At 65.0% G+C, this 19,439-nt stretch carries 21 protein-coding genes; 8 read left to right on the top strand and 13 right to left on the bottom strand.

Annotation, left to right across the window (positions count from 1 at the left end; all coding sequences use genetic code 11):
* Positions 1-80 precede the first annotated feature (80 nt).
* The 4 genes from IEX64_RS03460 to IEX64_RS03445 all read right to left on the bottom strand — a co-directional run bounded on the left by IEX64_RS03460 (position 81) and on the right by IEX64_RS03445 (position 4,005).
* Positions 81-1,307 (bottom strand): NAD(P)/FAD-dependent oxidoreductase, encoded by a 1,227-nt coding sequence (locus IEX64_RS03460; RefSeq protein ID WP_188818293.1) that lies wholly within the window; start codon positions 1,305-1,307, stop codon positions 81-83.
* Positions 1,308-1,386: 79 nt separating this feature from the next.
* Positions 1,387-2,367 (bottom strand): LLM class flavin-dependent oxidoreductase, encoded by a 981-nt coding sequence (locus tag IEX64_RS03455; protein WP_188818292.1) that lies wholly within the window; start codon positions 2,365-2,367, stop codon positions 1,387-1,389.
* Positions 2,364-3,236 carry a tetratricopeptide repeat protein gene (locus IEX64_RS03450; RefSeq protein ID WP_188818291.1) on the bottom strand — a complete coding sequence of 291 codons (873 nt, stop codon included), beginning with the start codon at positions 3,234-3,236 and terminating at the stop codon, positions 2,364-2,366. The genes IEX64_RS03455 and IEX64_RS03450 overlap by 4 nt, the downstream gene beginning before the upstream one ends.
* Before the next feature lie 13 nt (positions 3,237-3,249).
* Complete coding sequence (locus IEX64_RS03445) at positions 3,250-4,005, bottom strand: alpha/beta hydrolase (RefSeq protein WP_188818290.1); 756 nt, start codon at positions 4,003-4,005, stop codon at positions 3,250-3,252.
* A gap of 112 nt (positions 4,006-4,117) precedes the next feature.
* Here IEX64_RS03445 and IEX64_RS03440 point away from each other — a divergent pair, with 112 nt between their 5' ends.
* On the top strand, positions 4,118-5,437 hold the full coding sequence (locus IEX64_RS03440) for an ArnT family glycosyltransferase (RefSeq protein WP_188818289.1): 1,320 nt from the start codon (positions 4,118-4,120) through the stop codon (positions 5,435-5,437).
* 42 nt (positions 5,438-5,479) lie between these two features.
* Positions 5,480-6,133 (top strand): hypothetical protein, encoded by a 654-nt coding sequence (locus IEX64_RS03435; protein WP_188818288.1) that lies wholly within the window; start codon positions 5,480-5,482, stop codon positions 6,131-6,133.
* Here the strand turns inward: IEX64_RS03435 and IEX64_RS03430 are convergent.
* The 4 genes from IEX64_RS03430 to IEX64_RS03415 are packed head-to-tail and all read right to left on the bottom strand — an operon-like array spanning position 6,126 to position 7,100.
* Complete coding sequence (locus IEX64_RS03430; protein WP_188818287.1) at positions 6,126-6,329, bottom strand: hypothetical protein; 204 nt, start codon at positions 6,327-6,329, stop codon at positions 6,126-6,128. The genes IEX64_RS03435 and IEX64_RS03430 overlap by 8 nt on opposite strands.
* Positions 6,326-6,526, bottom strand: coding sequence for a helix-turn-helix transcriptional regulator (locus IEX64_RS03425; RefSeq protein WP_188818286.1), 201 nt, complete (start codon positions 6,524-6,526; stop codon positions 6,326-6,328). The genes IEX64_RS03430 and IEX64_RS03425 overlap by 4 nt, the downstream gene beginning before the upstream one ends.
* Complete coding sequence (locus IEX64_RS03420; protein WP_188818285.1) at positions 6,523-6,939, bottom strand: hypothetical protein; 417 nt, start codon at positions 6,937-6,939, stop codon at positions 6,523-6,525. The genes IEX64_RS03425 and IEX64_RS03420 overlap by 4 nt, the downstream gene beginning before the upstream one ends.
* Before the next feature lie 8 nt (positions 6,940-6,947).
* On the bottom strand, positions 6,948-7,100 hold the full coding sequence (locus IEX64_RS03415; RefSeq protein WP_188818284.1) for a hypothetical protein: 153 nt from the start codon (positions 7,098-7,100) through the stop codon (positions 6,948-6,950).
* A 385-nt stretch (positions 7,101-7,485) separates the two neighbouring features.
* Between IEX64_RS03415 and thrS the strand changes: the two genes are divergently transcribed.
* The 6 genes from thrS to IEX64_RS03385 all read left to right on the top strand — a co-directional run bounded on the left by thrS (position 7,486) and on the right by IEX64_RS03385 (position 15,067).
* Entirely contained in the window at positions 7,486-9,483 is a 1,998-nt protein-coding gene (gene thrS / locus IEX64_RS03410; protein ID WP_188818283.1) for a threonine--tRNA ligase, read from the top strand.
* A gap of 124 nt (positions 9,484-9,607) precedes the next feature.
* Positions 9,608-10,279, top strand: a complete 672-nt coding sequence (locus IEX64_RS03405) for a spermine/spermidine synthase domain-containing protein (protein ID WP_188818282.1) — start codon at positions 9,608-9,610, stop codon at positions 10,277-10,279.
* 55 nt (positions 10,280-10,334) lie between these two features.
* The gene (locus tag IEX64_RS03400) at positions 10,335-10,940 is read left to right on the top strand and encodes a cation diffusion facilitator family transporter (protein ID WP_188818281.1); all 606 of its coding nucleotides are present in this window, start codon (positions 10,335-10,337) and stop codon (positions 10,938-10,940) included.
* A gap of 308 nt (positions 10,941-11,248) precedes the next feature.
* Positions 11,249-13,108, top strand: coding sequence for a flavin-containing monooxygenase (locus IEX64_RS03395; RefSeq protein ID WP_188818280.1), 1,860 nt, complete (start codon positions 11,249-11,251; stop codon positions 13,106-13,108).
* Between the two features lie 59 nt (positions 13,109-13,167).
* The gene (locus tag IEX64_RS03390; RefSeq protein ID WP_188818279.1) at positions 13,168-14,589 is read left to right on the top strand and encodes an aromatic ring-hydroxylating oxygenase subunit alpha; all 1,422 of its coding nucleotides are present in this window, start codon (positions 13,168-13,170) and stop codon (positions 14,587-14,589) included.
* Positions 14,590-14,794: 205 nt separating this feature from the next.
* Positions 14,795-15,067: a histidine kinase gene (locus IEX64_RS03385; RefSeq protein WP_188818278.1), complete on the top strand. Its 273-nt coding sequence runs from the start codon at positions 14,795-14,797 to the stop codon at positions 15,065-15,067.
* Positions 15,068-15,070: 3 nt separating this feature from the next.
* On the opposite strand, the gene hemN is transcribed toward IEX64_RS03385, so the two are convergent.
* Genes hemN through IEX64_RS03360 form a run of 5 tightly spaced genes read right to left on the bottom strand, consistent with a single transcriptional unit; the run spans position 15,071 to position 19,437 of the window.
* Positions 15,071-16,396 (bottom strand): oxygen-independent coproporphyrinogen III oxidase, encoded by a 1,326-nt coding sequence (gene hemN / locus IEX64_RS03380; RefSeq protein ID WP_188818277.1) that lies wholly within the window; start codon positions 16,394-16,396, stop codon positions 15,071-15,073.
* A gap of 32 nt (positions 16,397-16,428) precedes the next feature.
* A complete protein-coding gene (locus IEX64_RS03375; RefSeq protein ID WP_188818276.1) occupies positions 16,429-16,653 on the bottom strand; it encodes a hypothetical protein in 225 nt (74 codons plus the stop codon).
* Complete coding sequence (gene ccoS / locus IEX64_RS03370; protein ID WP_188818275.1) at positions 16,650-16,808, bottom strand: cbb3-type cytochrome oxidase assembly protein CcoS; 159 nt, start codon at positions 16,806-16,808, stop codon at positions 16,650-16,652. The genes IEX64_RS03375 and ccoS overlap by 4 nt, the downstream gene beginning before the upstream one ends.
* Entirely contained in the window at positions 16,805-18,943 is a 2,139-nt protein-coding gene (locus tag IEX64_RS03365; protein ID WP_188818274.1) for a heavy metal translocating P-type ATPase, read from the bottom strand. The genes ccoS and IEX64_RS03365 overlap by 4 nt, the downstream gene beginning before the upstream one ends.
* Positions 18,940-19,437, bottom strand: a complete 498-nt coding sequence (locus tag IEX64_RS03360; RefSeq protein ID WP_188818273.1) for a FixH family protein — start codon at positions 19,435-19,437, stop codon at positions 18,940-18,942. Before IEX64_RS03360 ends, IEX64_RS03365 begins: the two co-directional genes overlap by 4 nt.
* Between the last annotated feature and the right edge of the window lie 2 nt (positions 19,438-19,439).

The following is a 19,439-nucleotide window of genomic DNA, read 5'->3' as shown; positions in this document are numbered from 1 at the left end:
TTCCCCACCGTTCGTGTCGAGCGAACGGAAAGCCGGAAAGCCTCCCTGTAGGCCCTGCCAACAGGGAGAATGGTAAAGCCTTAGAGCAGCTCTTTCAGCGGCACGTCCTTGTCCGCCAGCTTCCCGAGGTCGGGCGAAGCGCCCGCTTCGACCAGCTTGCGGCCCTGAACGTAGTCCTTCACGGCATTCACGCAGTCGAGCGCAACGACCTTGCCCTGCTTCAGATAGACCACCGAGAAAGCACGCTCGTCCGGGTTGCCGCGAATCACGGTCTTGTCGAAGCCCATGTTGATGCCGGCCGTCTGCAGCCGCAGGTCGTACTGGTTGGACCAGAACCACGGGAAGGCATGGTAGGGCTTCTCGTCGCCGCACAGCGCCTTGGCGACGCATGTCGCCATGTCGTTGGCGTTCTGCACCGATTCGACGCGCATCACGTTGCCGCCGGCATATTCGCAGGCGAAGGCCGCGCAGTCGCCGATGGCGTAGATATCCGGCAGCGAGGTGCGGCAGTATTCATCCACGTCTACACCGTTGGCGCCCGATGCGCCTGCCGAGATCAGCGGACCCACGGCGGGCACGATGCCGATACCGACGATTACTGCCTCGGCCGGGATCACTTCCCCGCCCGCCAGCTTCACGCCGGTGACCTTGTGTCCGTCGCCCTCGAGGCATTCGACCATGACTTCGGTGCGCAGATCGACGCCGTGGTCGCGGTGTTCCTTCTGGTAGAACTCGGAAAGCTCTTCGCCCGCGACACGGGCCAGCACGCGCGGCAGCGCTTCGAGCAGGGTGACGTTGAGACCCATCTTCGACAGCACCGCTGCTGCCTCGAGGCCGATGTAGCCACCGCCGACAACGACGATGTTCTTCGTGCCGTCGTCGACTTCCGCCATGAGCGTGTCGCAATCCTCGCGGGTACGCACGGCATGGACACCGGCCAGATCCGCGCCCGAGCACGACAGGCGGCGGGGATCGCCGCCGGTGGCCCAGATCAGCTTGCCGTAGCCGAAGGTCTCGCCATCTGAGAGCGTGAGTTCATGCGCCTTGGGATCGACCTTGGTGACTTCGGTGCCGAGCTTGAACTCGACTTCCTTCTCGGCCCAGAACGTCGGCGGGCGGATGTACAACCGGTCGAACGTCTTCCCGCGCGCGAAATACTCCTTGGAGAGCGGCGGGCGCTCATACGGATATTCCGGCTCGCGGCCGATGACAGTGATGGTTCCTTCGAAGCCGTTCTGGCGAAGCGCGATGGCGCACTGCGCCCCGCCATGCCCTGCTCCCACGATGACGACGTCTGCTTTGCTCATGGCCGCTCCCGATCGAGTAATTTTCGCTTGCGGTCAATGCCCCCGGCACAATTGTCTTTCCCTGATCAGGATCAAACTGTCAGGCCAATGCGTCCATGGTCAATTCCAGCGAGCGCTGCTGGGCGGCCGGGTCAAAAGTGGCAACGCTGACGACGAGTTCGTCCGCCTGCGTGCGCTCGACGAAGGCTTCGATTTCCGTGCGCACGGTCTGCGACGTGCCGATCGCGCTGACCGAACGGACCTGCCCGAGCATGTCGCGCGCGGCCTGCGGAAGCGTCTCGCGATAACCGCGCACCGGGGGCTTCAACTTGCCGGGCGTGCCGCGGCGCAGGGCGACAAAGCTCTGGTCGGTGGAGGAGGCCTGATACCACGCCTCTTCGTCGGTATCGGCGGCCAGGACGTTGATCGCGGCCATGAAGTGCGGCCGGTCGAGGACTTCGGAAGGCTTGAACTTCTCGCGATAGATCGCGGCCGCCTGATCGAGCAGCGCGGGCGCGAAGTGCGAGGCGAAGGCGTAAGGCAGGCCGAGCATCGCGGCGAGCTGCGCGCCGAACAGGCTCGATCCGAGAATCCACATGTCGACGTCCGCGCCCGAAGCCTGCGGCGAGGCGACGCCGCCCACCGCCTGCCCGGCAAAGCGCGCCTGCAGTTCGACCACGTCCTGCGGAAAGTGGTCTGCAGCGCCGACAATGTCCTTGCGCAGGGCATTGGCGAGCCGCCCGTCCGCGCCGGCGGCCCGGCCCAGCCCGAGATCGACGCGACCGGGAAACAGCGCGGCCAGCGTGCCGAACTGCTCGGCGATCACGTAAGGATTGTGGTTGGGCAGCATGATTCCGCCCGAGCCGATGCGGATCGTGCTGGTCGCATTGCCCAAATGGGCCAGCACGACCGAGGTCGCGCCGCCGGCAATGCCGTCCATGCCGTGGTGTTCGGCCACCCAGTAGCGCTTGTATCCGGCGCGTTCGGCGACCTGCGCGGTCTGCGTCGTGATCGCCAGCGCGTCGGCGACAGTACCGCCTTCGCGCACCGTGACGAGATCGAGGACCGAGAGAGGAATCATGGTTTCGCGGTACTTTCGGGTCCGAGTTGGGAGATATACTGCTTGGCCGTTGTCGCCGCGGGGCTGTCGGGCGCCATTTCCAGCACCGAGCGCCAGGAGTGACGCGCCGCACCATCATTGCCCGCGAGCACCGCGATCACCCCGGCCTCAAGCCCGATTTCAGGATCGCGCGGGGAAAGCTGCGCGGCTTTCTCGATCTGTGCCTGCGCCTCGATCAACTTGTTCTGGCGGCGCGAGAGCGTGGCCGAGAGCAGCCAGGCCTGCGCATTGTCGGGCTCGGCCTCGCGGGCCTGCGCCAGAGCCGCAGCGGCTTCGTCGGGCTGCTTCACGGCCACGAGGGCACGGGCCCGGTCGAGCGCGATCGAGGCGGTGAGTTCGGTGTCGCCGGCCTGTTTGGCCTCGTTCGCGGCAGGGGCCAGCAGGCCCAGCGCCTGTCCCGGTTCGCCCTCGGCAAGCGCGGCATTGCCCGCCATGGCTCCGAGGCGCGCACGACTGGCATGGTCGTCTTCCCCGGCCGCATCGCGCGCGGTGACGAAAGCCTCACGCGCCTGATCCCAGCGGCCGAGATCGCTCAGGGCCACTCCGAGGCACAGTCCGGCGCGCACGCGTTCGCGCCCGATGGCATCCGCCATGGCATCGCGCGCCAATTGCGCGGACCGCTCCGGATCCTTGTCGACCGAGTTCAGGCACCCAACCGCCGAGCGCGAGGAAGGCAATGCGACTTCCATCGCTTCCTGCTCGCGCCGCTTGCGGTCGGCGTCAGCCTTCTTCTCGACGATCTCGCGCGGCAGGGCGGAGGCGTAGGGATTATCGAGGTCGAAGGGCGCGGCCTGCGCCAGCAGCAAGGGAAGCAAGAATGTAAGCGGCATGAAGCGACTCCGGTCAGGCTTCCGCCGTACCGCGAGGCAGGATCATCTCGGCTACCGTTCGCAACAGCAGCGCTATGTCGGAGTCGCGGGAAAGGCGGTGATCGCCGTCCTTGATCAGCGTGACCTGCACGTCGGCTGAACGGAGCTTCTCGGCCAGCTGCAGCGAAATCTCCCATGGCACGTCGGGATCGCGCTGACCGTGCAGCAGACGCACCGGACAATCGAGCGCGATTTCGCCTTCGAGCAGCAGATTCGCCTGCCCGTCCGCCCAGAAGAGGGGATGCGTCGGCGTCGGTTCGGGGCCGTAAGGGTTGTCCTCGTAGATCGTCTCGCCGTCGGCCAGCAGCGCCTTGTCCATCTGGGGGATGCCCCATTCGGTGAAGTCCGGCGCAGGCGCGATGCCGATCAGGCCCTTGAGCTTGTCGCCCAGCGCAAGCCCTGCCAGCAGCATCAGCCAGCCGCCCATCGACGAGCCGATCAGCACGGCGCCCTTGATGCTCAGCGCCTCGATCAGCGCGAGGATTTCTTCCTTCCAGCGCGTCAGGCTGCCGTCTGCGAAGTCGCCGCCGCTTTGGCCGCATCCGGAATAGTCGAGCAGCAGGCAGGCGACGCCCGTGGCCTGCGCCATCTCGAACACCGCCGTCGCCTTGCCGCCGGCCATGTCTGACATGTAGCCGGGCAGGAACACGAGCGCGGGGCCCTGGCCGGGCGTGAAACGGTAAGCGATCTCTCGCCCGTCGGGCATGGCGTGAATGCGTGTCTGGGTCATGGCCGCGATAGTGGGGACCGCGAGCGGCAAGGACAACCCGGCATGGGCACGGCACGAAGCCTTTCACAAAGATAATGCGATCTTAAACAGCGGCGGCTACAGGAAGCCGATCATGAGCGCTCAGGTCATCCGCTTCCCCACTCCGCCCTCGCCGCTTGCGCAGCGACTCGAATGGTTCGGAACCGAACGCTCTGTGCTGCTGGCGATCTGGGCGCTCTATTTCGCCCTGCGCGTCGCCGTCCTGATGATCGACGTCGCGCCGACGTCGGATGCGGAATGGTACTACATCCGCGCCGTCAGCCTCGCCGCGGGTAACGGCTATCTCGACAATACCGGCGCGCCGACCGCGTTCTGGCCTCCGGGCTGGCCGATCGCGCTGTCGCTGGTGTTCTCGCAGTTCGGCGCCTCGACCGTCGTCCTAGGCCTGTTCAATCTCGTGAGCGCGATGCTGATCGGGGGGCTGACGCTGGCGCTGGGGCGCCGGCTGTTCGGATCGGAAGCAGCGGCGCGTGCCGGCCTGCTGCTGCTGGCGATCTATCCCAACGCCATCGGTTACGTGCCGCTGGCGCTCACCGAAGTGTTCTACACGATGCTGCTGATGGCCGGGTGCTGGGCCATCGTCACGCGCACCAACCGCTGGCAACTGGTCGGTGCCGGGCTGATCTTCGGCTTCGCCACGCTGGTGAAAGCGCAGACCGTGGTGGTGATCCCGCTGCTCTTCGCCATCGAATGGCTGCGCCAGCGGAACATCTGGCAGCGTTTTCCGCGCCTGTTCGGCGAAGGGCTGCTGGTGCTGGGCGTCGCCATTCTGACCGTGCTGCCGTGGAGCGTCCGCAACCACGCGCAGCTCGATCACTGGGTGCTGATCTCGACCAACGGCGGCTACACACTGCTGACCGGCAACCACGACACCGCGACCGGCGATTACACCCCGGATGCGCTGGTGGTGAAGCACCTGATGGCTCGCCCCGGCCTCGATGAAGTCAGCCGCGACGCCGAAGCCAAGCGGCTCGGCCTCGAATGGATCGAGCAGAATCCCGGCAAGTTCCTCGCGCTCGCCCCGAAAAAGCTGATGCGCCTGTGGCTGCCGGATGGCGAGGCCGAATGGGCCTACCAGGGCGGCGCGCCGGGCTATGAGCGCTTCGAAGCGGTGTACCGCGCCATGCGCTACGCCAACCAGGCCTATTACGCCGTGCTGATGCTGGCCTTCGCCGCCGCTTTTTTCGTTATGCTGATGAAGCGGCACCGCGACGGGCAGCGCTGGATCGGCTGGTGGCTCCTGCCCTATGGCATCGCGCTCTATCCGACACTGATCTGCGTGGTCTTTTCCGGTCAGTCGCGCTTTCACTATCCGGTCATGCCCTTCGTGTGCATCACCGCCGGTTGGCTTTTCGTCCACCTGCTGAATCGCCGCGCGGACCGCGCCGGCTGATCGTCGCCGGGAACGCGAATGCCCCCGGCACGTTCCCGATGCATGGCTTCGAAAAAGGACCGCGCCCGGCGCCTGATCGCCGACCATGGCACTACGTATGCCGAGGAGATCGGCATCGCCCTGCATCGCAACGAACCGATGCCGCTGTTTCAGTGGCTGGTCGCCTGCCTGCTGTTCAGCGCCAGGATCAGCGCACGGCAGGCCATCGAGGCGGCACGCGCACTCAACGAGGCGGGGCTGACCACGGTCGACCACATGTGCGACGCAAGCTGGGAAGAGCGCGTGAAAGTGCTGAACGAACACGGCTATGCCCGCTTCGACGAAAGCACATCGACCAAGCTTGCAAAGACCAGCGCGCTGCTCAAGGAACGATACCGTGGCGACTTGCGCAAGCTGCGCGAGGCAGCCGACGGCGATGGCGCCCGCATCTTCGATCTGCTGCAGGAGTTCAATGGCATCGGCCCGCTCGGCGCCGAGATCTTCGCGCGCGAGGCGCAAGCGGTCTGGGATGAATGGCAGCCCTTTGCCGATCGGAAGGCGCTCGACGTCGCACGCGAAATCGGCTTGGGAGACGATGCCGAAGAGCTTGCCGATCTGGTCGGCCCGTCCGATCTCCCGGCCCTTCTCACCGCACTCGTGCGGGCGGACCTGGCTGGCTGTGAGCACGAATACGCGAGGGCCCGGCAGATCAGTTGAGAAGCGGGACGGTCGACTTCACGAAAACGTGGATGCTGCCCGAAGGGGACTGCGTGACCTCAACCTGCTGCGGCTGCGGCTCCACATCCTGCAGCAGATGGGCCACTCCGAGCACGGCGGCCAGTCCGCAAATACCCGCGATCCACACGGCGAGCGGCTTTCCGGCGATATCGAGGCGGCGCTTGGGCCCGTTCATTGCGATTCCTCCCACAGGAAGATGTCTTCGATCGCCATACCGAACAACGCGGCGATCCGGAAGGCGAGAGGCAGAGAGGGGTCGTATTTGCCCGTCTCCACGGCGTTGACGCTCTGACGCGAAACCTCGAGCCGGGTCGCCAGATCCTGCTGGCTCCACCCGCGCTCGGCACGCAGCACGCGAAGCCGGTTTTTCACGCACACCCCGCATCGCCGAGTGTCAGCTTGTTCCACAGCCCGCCAAAACCAAGGCCGAAACACCAGATCGGAAAAACCCAGAAAAGCGGCAGTTCCGGCACCGTGGTAAACATCTCGAGGATGCCCCAGACACTGCAGATCGCCAGCGTAAGCGCCGTGGCGAACATGGCCTTGCGCACTTCGAGCATGCGCAGGTACTCATCCTGTATCTCTATGTAGAGCCGGGCAATCGCCCAGATCATTCCCAGCACCGCAAGGCCGGGCAGCAGGGCAATTGCCACATTGGCGACACTCAGCGGCGCATCCCTGTCTAGCAGACGGTTCGCCGCGAAGGTGGCTGCAAGATAGAGCCCCCCGCTACCGAACAACCGGCAAAAGTACCGACGCTGAACCGCACCGCCTTTCAGACCCATGCCCATTTTCAGCAGCGGCCCTTGCGAACGCGAACCGCAGCCATGGCCGGCAGCGAAAAAATTGCGGCAAAAGTTGCCCAGTCAGGCAGGACTTCAAGAACATTGAGCAGCGCTACGGCAAGAACGGCCAGCGCCCAGAGAATGGCGGTGGTGCGTGACATGATGAAAAGCTCCCTTCATTTTGTGTAAAGGTCGCTTGCCATAATTTATCGGTTTGTGTCAAACATACCTTACATTACGTCACGTACCCTTGCCACAAAAGCGATAGCGGATGACATTTCCGCGAGCCGTCGCTAAATCGACCGCATGACGCAGCAGCGCACCACGACTACCACCACCACTACCCGGCACGCCCGGGCACGGTTGGTCGCGGCCTGAACGCGCAGCCACCGTCGCCCGGGGTTCGGGCGGCTGGCGTCACCTCCCGAACGGACAAAATTAGCTGACGCCGAAGCTTCACCCGCGCGCGCGCCTGTGCCATGGCCCGCCCAAGGTCCAATAAGGCTTGAAACGGCCCGATTGCCAGAAACGGAAAGACGAGTTTCGATGTCCGAGATGTTCAAGATCAGCCTGCCCGACGGTTCGGTTCGCGAAATGCCCGAAGGCTCGACCCCGGCGGATGTCGCCGCCGCGATCGGCCCCGGCCTCGCCAAGGCCGCGCTTGCCGCGAAAGTCGATGGCGAGATGGTCGATCTCAGCCGGCCCTTCACGGGCGATGCCGAACTGGCGCTGGTCACCGGGCGCGACGAGGAAGAAGCGCTCGAACTCGCCCGCCACGACTTTGCCCACGTGCTCGCCGAAGCGGTGCAGGCGCTCTGGCCCGGCACGCAGATCACCTTCGGCCCGGCGACTGACGACGGGTTCTACTACGACGTGATGGCCCCCGCCTCGCGCGAGCCTTTCGGCATGGACGATCTTCCCGCCATCGAGGAAAAGATGCGCGAGATCATCAAGGCCGACAAGCCGCTGCGGCGCGAAGTCTGGACCCGCGAGGACCTGATCGCCAAGTGGAAGGCGGACGGCGAGCAGTTCAAGGCCGAATGGGCCGCCGAACTGCCCGGTGACGAGGACCTGACGGTATACTGGTCGGGCGAGGACTGGCTCGACATGTGCCGCGGCCCGCACCTGCCCAGCACCGGCAAGCTCGATCCGCAGGCCTTCAAGCTTATGCGCGTCGCGGGTGCCTACTGGCGCGGCGACCAGAAGAACGCACAGCTCACGCGCATCTACGGCACCGGCTGGCTCAACAAGAAGCAGCTCAACGCGCACCTCACGCGCCTCGAGGAAGCCGCCAAGCGCGACCACCGCAAGCTGGCGGGCGAGATGGACCTGTTCCACCTCCAGCCCGAAGCGCACGGTTCGGTGTTCTGGCACCCCAAGGGCTATGTGATCTGGCGCGAGCTGGAAACCTACATGCGCCGCGCCATCGACGGCGCCGGCTACCGCGAGGTGAAGACCCCGCAGGTCATGGACGCGCGCCAGTGGGAGCAGTCGGGCCACTGGGGCAAGTACCGCGAGAACATGTTCGTCATCCCCGACGAAGTGCCGAATACCGAGGACGAAGGCCCGCTGGTTTCGGACGATGCCGACTGGATGGCATTGAAGCCGATGAACTGCCCGGCGCACGTGCTGATCTTCCGCCAGGGCATCAAGTCCTACCGCGAACTGCCGCTGCGCCTCTACGAGAACGGCTGCTGCCACCGCAACGAGCCGCACGGCGCGCTGCACGGCCTCATGCGCGTGCGCCAGTTCACGCAGGACGACGCGCATATCTTCTGCCGCGAAGACCAGATCGTCGACGAGGTCCAGGCCTTCTGCGAACTGGCGAACCGCGTCTACAAGGACTTCGGCTTCAGCTATTCGATCAAGCTGGCGCTGCGCCCCGACAACCGCATCGGCAGCGACGAGCTGTGGGACAAGGCCGAGCAGGAACTGCGCGATGCCGTGGAGCGCGCCGGCCTCGCCTCCGACGAATACGGCTGGGAGGAACTGCCCGGCGAAGGCGCCTTCTATGCGCCCAAGCTGGAATGGCACCTCACCGATGCGATCGGCCGCACCTGGCAGGTCGGCACGATCCAATCCGACCGCATGCTGCCCGAGCGGCTCGATGCCAGCTACATCGGCGAGGACGGCGAGAAGCACCGTCCGGTCATGCTGCACCGCGCGATCTTCGGCTCCTACGAACGGTTCATCGGCATCCTGATCGAGCACTTCGCCGGCAAGCTCCCGGTGTGGCTCGCCCCGGTGCAGGCGGTTGTCGCGACGATTGTTTCCGATGCGGACGGCTATGCGCAGGACGTGACCGCGAAGCTGAAAGCGGCGGGCGTGCGCGTCGAGACCGATCTGCGCAACGAGAAGATCAACTACAAGGTGCGCGAACATTCGCTCAAGAAGATCCCGCACCTGCTGGTCGTCGGCAAGCGCGAGGCCGAGGAAGGCACTGTCGCCATCCGCACCCTGGGCGCCGAGCACCAGAAGGTGATGAGCCTCGACGAAGCGATCGCCATGCTCAGCGACGAAGCCACTGCACCGGACCTGCGCTGACCACTCGTTTCGTCATTGCGAGCGCAGCGAAGCAATCCAGGGCGGCGCCACTAAGCTCTAGATTGCCGCGCCCCTTTGGGGCTCGCAATGACGAGGACAAGTTTGAATTGAAGGCAACGCGCATATGATCAAACGCGAACTCATCGATACGGCCTGGGTCCCCGGGGGCGAGAAGCTCGAGCTGTTCAAGCACGACAGGGACTACATGATCGTGCTCGGCCACAACGAGCTGATGTCCACCCGCAAGTGGGGTTCGGAAGAGGCGCTGGCGACGATGGCGCTCGAGCGGATCGGCAAGCCGAGGCGGCCGACGATGCTGATCGGCGGCTACGGCATGGGCTTCACGCTGCGCGCGGCGCTCAAAGCGCTGCCCGAAAATGCCGAAGTCACTGTCGTCGAACTCGTGCCCGAGATCATCGAATGGGCGCGCGGGCCAATGGCGGAGCTTGCCGCCGGCTGTCTCGACGATCCGCGCGTCCGGCTGGTGATGGCCGACGTCGCGACTTTCATCGACGCAGCGCAGGGCGACTACGATGCCATCCTGCTCGACGTCGACAATGGCCCCGACGGTCTGGTGCGCGAGGATAACAACGTCCTCTATTCCAAGACCGGCCTGCGCGCCGCCAAGCGCGCGCTCACGCCCGACGGCGTTCTGGCGATATGGTCGGCGGGGCCCGACCCGGCATTCACCCGCCGGCTGGAACGCGCCGACTTCAGCGTCGACGAAGTGAAGGTCGCCTCGCGCAGCAACGGCAAGGGGCCCAAGCACGTGATCTGGTTCGCTACCAAGAAGTAGCAGCGCGCGGCGTCCGGCAATTGGCAGGACCCCGGCCATGGCCTAGAACGCGCGCATGTCGGATTGCGGATGCGGACCAACGGCGGTCGAAACACAGGCGCAGCGGCGGACGCTGTGGATCGCGCTTTGGCTCAATGCCGCGATGTTCTTTGTGGAAACGACGGCGGGACTGTTTGCCCATTCGACCGGACTCGTCGCCGATGGCCTGGACATGCTCACCGACGCCACCGCCTATGCCATTGCGCTCGCCTCCATCGGCCGCAGCGGACGGTTCAAGTCCAATGCCGCGACGCTGAGCGGAACGCTGCTCCTGCTCGTCGGTCTCGGCCTGCTGGTCGACGTGGTGCGGCGGATGCTCTGGGGCGGCGAGCCGGAGGGCGGCTGGATGATCGTCATTGCCGGGGTCGCGCTGGCCGTGAACGTCTACGTGCTCCGGCTGCTCAGCCGGCAACGGCGCGATGAAGTCCACCTCAAGGCGGCATGGATCTTCACCCGCGCGGATGTCGTCGCCAATGCAGCGGTGATCCTGGCGGGCCTGGCCGTTCTGCTCACCAGCCTGCGCTATTTCGACCTTGTCGTCGGCGGCGCGATCGCGCTTTACGTCGTGAAGGAAGCGCTTGAGATTCTTCGCGAGGCGCGCATCAGCCGCGCGGTCGACTAGACGCCTTCAGAAAACCTGACGAGCAAAAAAAATGGGGCGGCCCGTCACGAGGCGGGGCCGCCCGAAAGTTGGGGAGAAGCGGTTCACACCAAGGCCGAAACATCGGCGGCGGTGCAAGACCGGCAAGCAACCTTTTCTCTCAGGTGTGCCTCCGCAACATTGATCGCTGTCAATAGATGCAAACGGGTTCATTTTTCGCGGACCATTTTCGTTGGCGCGAGTGGACTTGATTCAAATCAAAGCTAGCAGCCCCTTCGACTCGGTATCAAGTCAACAACACTGTTGATTAAGACCTGAGGATGGCTGCAATGACGATCTACAACCCGACCAAATGTCCCCCCGCCTCCGAGATCGACATCCCGGCGCTGCATGAAAAGTACCTTCAGGAGCGCGATCGCCGCATCAAGAAGGACCACAACGAGCAGTACATTCCGGCGAGCGGCAAGTGGAAGGATGCCTACGAAACCGATCCTTATACGCCCGTCGCCCCGCGTGATCCGATCACCGGGGAAACCGATGTGGTGATCCTGGGCGCGGGCTATTGCGGCATGATGGTCGCCGCGCAGCTCAAGAAGGCCGGCATCGACAATTTCTACAATGTCGACCACGGCGGCGGCTTCGGCGGCACCTGGTACTGGAACCGCTATCCCGGCCTGCAGTGCGACAACGACTCTCTGGTCTACATGCCGCTGCTCGAAGAAACCGGCTACATGCCCTCGAAGAAGTTCTGCGAAGGCTACGAGATCCACGATCACTGCCAGATGATCGCCGATACCTTCGGCCTGCGCGACAATGCGCTGTTTCATACGATGATCCAGTCGCTCAAGTGGGATCCGGAGCTCAACCGCTGGCACGTCGGCACCAACCGCGGCGACGACATCAAGGCGCGCTTCGTGGTCATGGCCATGGGCCCGCTCAACAAGCCGAAGCTTCCCGGCATCCCCGGCATCGACAAGTTCAAGGGCAAGATCTTCCACACCGCACGCTGGGACTATGACTACACCGGCGGCGGCTGGCGCGACACCAACCTCGACAAGCTGGGCGACAAGAAGGTGGCGATCATCGGCACCGGCGCGACCGCGATCCAGGTCGTCCCGCACCTCGCCCGCCACGCCAAGCACACCTACGTCGTGCAGCGCACGCCTTCGACGATCGATGCCCGCAACAACCGGCCGATCGATCCCGAATGGTTCAAGAGCCAGAAACCGGGCTGGCAGGAAGAGCGCGTGCGCAACTTCCACCGTTTCGTGTTCGACATGCCCGAGCGCGGCGAGCCCGACATGATCCAGGACATCTGGACCGAAGTCACCCGCAATGTCTGCGCCGAGCGGGAAGCCGAGGGCTGGCCCGACATGACGCCGGAGGAATTCGCCGCGAAGCGCGAGGTGATGGACTACCGGGTGATGGAACGCCTGCGCAACCGCGTTTCGGAACTGGTCCAGGACCCCGAGACCGCCGAAGCGCTCAAGCCCTACTACCGCTACCAGTGCAAGCGGCCGGCCTCGAACGACGAGTTCTACCAGTGCTTCAATCAGGACAACGTAGACCTGATCGACGTTGCCGAAACGCGCGGTCTGGAAGAGACCACCGAGAACGGCTTCATGTACAAGGGCAAGGAATACGAGTGCGACTGCATCATCCTCGCCTCGGGCTATGAAGTCACCAGCGACCTCGACCGCCGCTGGGGCATCGACACCATCGAAGGTGAAAACGGCCTGTCGATCTACGATTACTGGCGCGAGGGTTTCCAGACCTTCCAGGGCATGACGGCGCACAACTTCCCGAACATGTTCTTCACCGGCTTCACGCAGGCCTCGTTCAACGCCAGCAACTCGAAAACCTTCATCGATCAGGGCTTCCACATCGGCTACATCGCCAGCGAAGCGCTCAAGCGCGGCGCTGTGCGGGTCGAACCGAGCCAGGAAGCGCAGAACGCCTACATCACGCACCTGCGGTCGATCGCCGTCGACAACTCTGAGTTCGTCACCGAGTGCACGCCCTCCTATTTCAACAACGAGGGCGACGACACCAAGAAGCGCCACATCTTCGGCGAGCCGTGGGGCGAGGGTTACTACCCGTTCTGCGAGATGCTGGCCAAGTGGCGCGATGCCGGCAAGCTTGAAGGGCTCGTGCTGACACAGCCCGAAACGCTCGAACCGGCGGAATGATCGATCGGGGCGGGAGCTGACCAAGAGCCGCCCCGCCCCGCTCTTTCCTGGAGGATGTCATGAACAAGCCCGAGACACTGGTCAGCGACGACCTTTCCGAAGCCCTCACCTATCCGGCCGAAGCCTTCATCAGCCACGAATATGCCGAGGCCGAGCCCGAACGCCTGTGGTCGAAAGTCTGGCAGCAGGCCGGCCGCGTCGAGGAGCTGAAGGAAGTCGGCGACTACATCACCTACAACATCTGCCACGATTCGATCCTGATCGTGCGAGACACCCCGACCACACTGAAAGCATACCACAACGTCTGCCCGCACCGTGGCCGGCGCCTCGTCGGCAACAACACCGGCGGCGGCCCGAAGACGGTGGCACAGGATACCGGCGCGCACAGCGCAAAAGGCAACACGCTCAAATTCGGCTGCAACTACCACGCCTGGACATTCGGGATGGACGGGCAGGCCATATACATTCCCGACAGCGAGGACTGGAACGGCGCGCTCGGCACGCCGGGCGCCTTTTCGGCCTGCACCAGCCTCACGCTCGTGCAGGTCGATACCTGGGGCGGCTGGATCTGGATCAACATGGATCTCGAAGCCGGCCCCTTGCGCGAATACCTCGAGCCGATCGCGACGCTGATCGACCCGTTCGAATTCGAGCACATGCGCTACCGCTTCCGCTTCTGGGGCATTTTCGACTGCAACTGGAAAGTCGCGCTCGAAGCCTTCCTCGAGCCTTACCACGTGCAGGGCACGCACCCGCAGCTCATCAAGTACGGGGACTTCTACTCGTTCTCCAAGGCCTTCGGCCTCCACGGCCAGACCGGTTTCGATTCCAAGACGCACCGCGACGAGCAGACCACCGTGGAAACCAGTGTCCACCGCGCAGCGGGCGACGGCGATCCGCGCCACACGATCGCGCAGATGCAGCTCGAATACTGGGAAACGATCGGCGCCAGCACCAGCGAAACGCTGGTGAAGACCGCCCAGCGCCTCCCCGAGGAGCTGCCCGAAGGCACGCCTGCGGCCGAAGTCCACAAGTACTGGCTCGATACGGCCAAGCGGATCGATGCCGAACGCGGCGTGATCTGGCCGGAGATCAGCAACGAACAGATGGCCGCAGCAGGGCTCGCGCTCTCGATCTTCCCCAACATGAACTTCATCCCCGGTCCGACCTTCGCGCTCGCCTACCGGGTGCGCCCCTACGGGACCGATCCCGACAAATGCATTTTCGAGGCGGTGGCGCTCGACCGCTTCCCCGAAGGCAAGGAGCCGGCGACCGAGTGGACCTATGTCGAGCAGGACCTCGACAAGTGGCCCTATGTCATCGCGCAGGACATCTCGAACATGGTCGAGGTGCAGCGCGGCTACAAATCGCGCGGCTTCCGCGGCAACCTTCCCAACCCCTGGCAGGAACGCAAGGTGACGAACCTGCACCGCGGGTTGGCAAAGTACATGGGTACGGGTGATCTGAAGCCGCTGCGCTAGACGGTCAGGCCGCGCTGGGAAGCCCACCCCCGCCCCCCCTGCGGGCGGGGAGTATCAGCGCATTGCCGCACGGCAGCGCGAGTTCGGCCCTCCCGCAAGCGGGAGGGCAGCGAGACTTGGCAGCCTGCTGCCTAGTCACAGCAGGGTGGGCTCCCATACACAATCCAAGGTTAAACCCCGCCTCCCGCGACCGTCCTACGGACGGATGGACAAGAGCAAATTCAAACCGACCCCGATCCTGCGCGAACGTCGGCGCAACAAGTGCGCGCGCTTTGCTCTCACCGATTCGCGCGGGGAGGCCATCGAGGTCATGGTGCGCGACATCTCGTCCAAAGGCTTGAGCGCGGCCGCCATCGGCACGGCGCCTGCCGTCAACGAAGTCGTACGCGCCCATCTTGAGGACGGGCGCGAGGTCTGGGGGCTCGTCCGCTGGGCCGAGGGCAACCTGTTCGGCGTCGAGTTCGACACCCGCAGCTGATGGTCAAACCGCTGAACTGAAGCGCCGCAGCGAATCCTTGCGATAGGGATCGAACCACGCAGCGATCGAGCGCGCATAGGGCAGACCGCCCGGTGGGATCACCAGATCCTCGTCGTCGACCTGACAGAGCCCGGCATCGAGGTAGGGCTGCAGCAGCGGGTAAGCCTCGTTCCAAAGATCACTTTCGACCCGTGCACGACCACGGCACAGCAGCGCCTCGATCACCTCTCCGCGCCGCCGGTCCTCCGCCGTGCGCACGATACCGCGCTCGGCAGTGAGCCGATTCTGCGACAGCATCATGCGATAGCGGCCCGCGTTCTTCTCGTTCTGGACGAGAAGGCCGGGAAAGCTGCTGATCGCCGATGCGCCCAGGCCGATCAGGACCGGCGCCTGATCCTCGGTAAAACCTTGGAAATTGCGCCGCAGCGTCCCGCTCAGCGTAGCCTGTGCAAGCGCGTCGCCGGGCCTTGCAAAGTGGTCGAAACCGACGGGCACATAGCCCTGATCGACCAGATATTCGTAGCCGAGCGCCGCCATGCGGAAACGGGTTTCGGCATCGGGCAAGGCGCTGTCGTCGATCTTCCTCTGCCGCGCGATCAGGTGCGGAACATGGGCATAGCCGAACAGCGCAATGCGGTCCGCACCCAGCGCCACTGCCCGTTCCAGCGAATCGCGCAGATTCGCCTCGGTCTGGCTAGGCAGCCCGTACATGAGATCAAAATTCAGCGACTGTACCCCGGCGCTGCGCAGCATCGCGGTCGATTCCTCGATCATATGCGCGGGCTGGACGCGGCCGATGGCCTCCTGCAAGCCGTCGTCGAAAGTCTGCACGCCAAGGCTCGCGCGCGAGATTCCCACGGCACCGATCACCGCGGCCCAGTCGGCGCCGAGCGTGCGCGGGTCGAGTTCGATCGAGATGACCGGGCGCTTGCCTTCGGACTGGATACCGAACTCGAGCGTCAGCGCATCGACGATCCGCACGAAGTCGATCGGCGAGATGCCGTTGGGGCTGCCGCCACCGAAGGCGATGCGGGTGACCTTGGCCGCCTTGGGCAGACGCTCTGCCACCAGCGCGATCTCCTGATGCAGGGCATCGAGATAGCTGGTGACCCGGTCGGTGCGATTGGCGACGCTGGTGTTGCAGCCGCAATACCAGCAGATCTTCTCGCAGAACGGGATGTGCACATAGAGCGAGATCTCGCCGTTCTCGCCTTCGAGCGCTGTCGCCAGTTCCTTCGCGCCAACGCCTTCACCAAACTCCGCCGCAGTGGGGAAGCTGGTGTAGCGCGGTACGGGAACCGCCAGAAGTTCAGGGTGATAGGTCCACATGAAAAGCCTGATCGCTTAGGCGATGCGAAAGTTCATTGCGATCGATCAAGCCGCTTGCGCGAAGATCCGGATTGGCAGCCCTTGGCGCAGCATGGCCCCTGCACCGGCCCCGGCGGGGCATTGGTCGGGGCTACCGGAATGGTCACCAGCGCGCCGCCGCACAGCGGAGCGACGATGCTGCGGGCCTCTGCCGCCAGCGGGCCGATCATCGCCGGCAGCAGGGCGAGCGTGCCCAGCAGCGCCAGTTCCTGCTTCACGGCTTTTGCTCCTCGTCCTCTTCCTCGATGAGGATGCGGTTGGCCGCGCCGTCGAGATCCTCGAACTGGCCGCTCTTCATCGCCCAGAAGAACGCGCCCAGCCCCACCAGGCCCATCAGCAGCGCCAGAGGTATCAGGAAGCCCAGAATGCTCACGCGGCGTCCTCACGGCCCGCAGCACGCGCCAGTCGCAGCGAATTGCCCACGACCACCAGCGAACTCGCCGACATGGCGACGGCGGCAATGAGCGGCGTCACGAAACCGAAGATCGCCAGCGGCACGGCGAACACGTTGTAGATCGCCGCCATCGCGAAGTTCTGCCGCACGATGCCCATCGTCGCACGCGCCACGCGAATCGCGAGCGCCACCGGCATGAAGCGTTCGCCCACGAAAACCGCATCTGCCGCCTGCTGGCTCACGTCGCTGGCACCGCCGGGCGCAATCGAGACATGCGCGCCTGCCAGCGCCGGGCCGTCGTTGAGCCCGTCGCCGACCATCAGCACCTTGTGGCCCTCGTCCGCCCGGGCCCCGAGCATGTCGAGCTTGTCGGCTGGCTTCATGCCTCCTGTCGCGGGAATGCCCAGCGTGTCAGCCACCGCCTCGACCGCTTCCACCCGGTCGCCCGAGGCAATACCGCAGGCAATCCCTTGCGCATCGAGCACGGCGATCGTTTCACGGATGTCGGGACGCAGCGGATCGGCGAAGGCCATCCGGGTGCGCTCGCCACCGATCAGCAGGTCCACGGCGAGCCCCGCCGTCTCGATCTCTGGCCGGATGAGAGCAACGTCCTGTCCTTCGAGTCGCGCGGTCATGCCCATACCCGCCGTCTCGGCCAGATCGTCGAGCTGGGCGGGTTCGGCGCCGGCTTCCCGCAGGGCCTGGGCAAGACCCCGGCTAAGCGGATGACGGCTACCCTGCGCCAGAGCCAGAGCGACCGACCGTGCACGCGAATCGAGCGGCGTGAGATCGGCGGGACGCGGCTCACCCAGCGTCAGTGTGCCGGTCTTGTCGAACAGCGCCTCGTCGACTTCGGCCAGCCGTTCGAGCGCCGAGCCGTCCTTGATCAGCAGCCCGCGCTTCATCAGCGCGCCCGACGCCACGACCTGAGCGGCCGGAACGGCAAGACCCAACGCGCAGGGGCAAGTGATGATCAGCACGGCGACAGCAATCGTGAGCGACTGATAGATGCCGGCGCCCGCCAGCATCCAGCCGCAGAAGCTCAGGAACGCGAGGCTGTGAACTGCGGGCGCATAGATGCGCGAGGCCTTGTCGGCGATGCGCACGTAGCGCGAGCGGGACTGTCCCGCCTCGTCCATGAGACGGGCAATGTCGGCCAGTGCCGTATCCTGCGCCGCGGCGGTCACCTTGACCCGCACCGGATTGCCGAGGTTGATCATGCCCGCGTGGATGGTGTCCCCCACTCCGGCAGGCCGGGGGTCGCTTTCGCCGGTGAGCATCGAGGAGTCGACGGTGGTGCGGCCTTCCACGATCTCGCCATCGGCCGCCAGCGCTTCGCCCGCAGCGACGAGCATGACCATTCCCGGAGCCAGCCGCTCGGCCTCGAAATACTGCGTCGAACCGTCGGGCTGGACGACATGGGCGCCACGCCCCATCCGCCCCAGCAGCGAGGCGATGCCCGAGCGCGCGCGGCTGCGCATCATCGCATCGAGCACGCGTCCGGCGAGCAGGAAGAACAGCAGCATAACGGCGCCGTCGAAATAGGCATGCACACCGCCGACGATCGTCTCGTAGAGGCTGAGGCCGGTCGCCAGCAGCACGCCGATCGAGATCGGCACGTCCATGTTGGTACGGCGATAGCGCAGCGCCATCAGCGCGGAAGAGAAGAACGGACGCCCGGCATAGACGATCACCGGAATGGCGATCAGCGCGCTGATCCAGTGGAACATCTCGCGCGTGACGGCATCGGCCCCGGCCCAGACGCTGACCGAGAGCAGCATGATGTTCATCATGCCGAAGCCGGCGACGGCCAGAGCGCGGAGCAGCCGTTTGGTTTCGGCATCGTCGCGGCCGAGCGGGTTTTCGGCGGCGCGTTCGGCCTCGAAACCCAGCTTGCGCAGTTCGTCGATAATCGCGTCTTCGGTCAGTTCGGGTGCATGGCTGACCGCCACCCGCTTGGCCGAAAAATTGACGCGCGCAGCAGCCACCCCCGGAACCGCGGAAAGGCCGCGCTCGACCTTGCCGATGCACCCGGCACAGCGCATGCCGGGGACGGTGAAACGACTATCGATACAAGTGTCGGACGTCTTCAGATCGGGATTCGGTGCATTCATGGCACCGGCTGCCCCATCACCTCGACGCCCTCGACCTGGTCTTCACCACGCCATGTGTGCCCGCCCGCCTCGACATCGAAACGCAGGATCCAGCGGCCTTCGGGCAATGGCTGGTCGCTGACATAGGCGCCGGTGGCGTCTTCCTGGAACTTCAGCAGGGTATCGGGCTTGCGGCCAAGCGGATGGCGCGCTTCGGCCATGACGGTCGGATAGCCCGGCACACCATCGAGACTGGCGGCGATGCGCCCGTCATCGCGGCGCGAGACCGCGACCTTCCAGCCGAGATCCTCTTCCTTCTCCGCCTCGTCCAGCCAGCGGTTGAAGTGCTGGCTGGCCACGTAAGAGTTCTCGACGACGATACCGCCGAAAGTCGAGGACGCGAGGCTCGCCATCAGGAAATTGACCGCGAAGACGACCCCGAAGCCGCTCACGAGGATGGCCGTCATGTGCCATCCGGTGAAGGGCTTGCGGCGGGGGGCGTTGCTGCTGCTCATGA

The organism is Novosphingobium indicum, assembly GCF_014645195.1.
In the GTDB taxonomy this organism is placed as follows: domain Bacteria; phylum Pseudomonadota; class Alphaproteobacteria; order Sphingomonadales; family Sphingomonadaceae; genus Novosphingobium; species Novosphingobium indicum.
Note: the sequence above shows the minus strand (reverse complement) of the source record. Positions and strands in the feature narration are given on the sequence as shown.